At 47.3% G+C, this 1,437-nt stretch carries 3 protein-coding genes; 2 read left to right on the top strand and 1 reads right to left on the bottom strand.

The window, feature by feature from the left end:
• Nucleotides 1–77 precede the first annotated feature (77 nt).
• Entirely contained in the window at nt 78–431 is a 354-nt protein-coding gene (locus tag HAP95_RS05680; RefSeq protein ID WP_215883339.1) for a hypothetical protein, read from the top strand.
• Between the two features lie 24 nt (nt 432–455).
• On the top strand, nt 456–725 hold the full coding sequence (locus tag HAP95_RS05675; protein WP_215883338.1) for a hypothetical protein: 270 nt from the start codon (nt 456–458) through the stop codon (nt 723–725).
• 392 nt (nt 726–1,117) lie between these two features.
• On the opposite strand, the gene gmtX is transcribed toward HAP95_RS05675, so the two are convergent.
• Complete coding sequence (gmtX, locus tag HAP95_RS17465) at nt 1,118–1,294, bottom strand: gamma-mobile-trio protein GmtX (RefSeq protein WP_368356557.1); 177 nt, start codon at nt 1,292–1,294, stop codon at nt 1,118–1,120.
• Nucleotides 1,295–1,437: the final 143 nt, after the last annotated feature.

Raw genomic sequence — 1,437 nt, 5'->3', positions numbered from 1 at the left:
ACTGCGCGGCATGGTCGAAACCGGCTTCATGTTCTGAAACAGCGTAATGATTATGGAAAATGGTCAAGGAGTTTCTCATGATTGAATCGGTAAAAGTTTCCTCAGCGCTTTGTGCGAGCCTTGCTCTGCTCGCTGTCAGAAAACGCGCCTGGTCATTCGAAAGGCTTGGCCATGAACTGGGCGTAGAGGCAACGCTGATCAGAAAGAGTTGGCATCACCTCTTGGAAAATGCATGGCGTCTCTTTCCCGAGGAGAGATTGAGTAAGCACGCCTGGCAACCAGACGCCAGCATCAAAGCAATGATTGCCCTGGCCGCCTGCAGGTATGGATCGGAGCAGATAACGGCTGTTGCCCGACAATACGGGGTGCCTGTTCAACAAGTAAAATATTGGCGCCGCATTTTATTGTCTCGCGCCGCACAAGTCTTTTAGCTCTGGGCCTGTAGGGAAGCAACTATGTTGCCCTCATCAGGCCTCGATCTGAGTTTGCCCCGTTCAATTTTTCTATCGATCATTGCTTTTCTATTCTTTTTGTTAGTGCTTGGCGGTTTTTACGTGCTGTTTTCTTTTTATCGCAAAAAAGCTTTGAGTCCGGCGATCAATGCACCGATGTTGAGCGACGAATGGTTTTCTGGATACGCCAGTGAAGCATTGAGCTCAACATCCCCCATTTTGGTCGTTTGTTTGCACGGCCTAAAAAAGATGAAAACGAATGGATATTGTTAAAGAAAATCGATCAACGGTTTTTATGGGTATGCATAAAAACGGCCAAAATGGGATTTTTGACATTAGATCTGGAAGGGACCCCTTTATGGAGAGAAGTGCCATTGGATCGGTTAGCCTTGTCAGGATATTTGTGTGCGGAAAAAATACAAGATTTAAAATAAAAATGTTGTTTATATAAATTAAATTATACTTCAGTAACGGTGGGTGCAACGTAACATTCCAAGTTGCATGCAAGATAAATTAAGGGCCAATCTTCTTCCCCAACCACCCCAATCATGAATACAGGTCGAATGACGTCATTTGCTTTCCGCCGATGAATGACCGCTATCAGTCTTTTGCAGACATTCAAGGTGTAATAGCGGCAGGTCTGTGGCCGCGTCGAATGCTGATTGTCATGCACACAGAATTTTGCGAATCGCCTTGGCGTATCCTATCTCGAAGATCGTCCTTCCCCTGTCGTTAAGGATTTCACCGTGGCTACCCTCGTGCCACCCTTGATCTTCGAGAAATGGTGCCGATATCGCCTTGTGCAAAGCATCCCGTTCCGATGAAGTTAACTTGGTTGCCATGGTCAACATGGCCGGTGGCTTTACGGAGGTATCCAGCGCTTCACCGGCCCCGAGTGGCCTTGAGCTATGCTCGAAAGTGGTGTACGGGCGCGTTACAACTGGCTTGAATGAGGTGGCGTACTGTTGCTACAAAGGGTTTCCGA

It is taken from the genome of Acidithiobacillus sulfurivorans, assembly GCF_018853815.1.
GTDB lineage: Bacteria > Pseudomonadota > Gammaproteobacteria > Acidithiobacillales > Acidithiobacillaceae > Acidithiobacillus > Acidithiobacillus sulfurivorans.
This window is presented reverse-complemented; position numbering and strand designations above follow the sequence as displayed.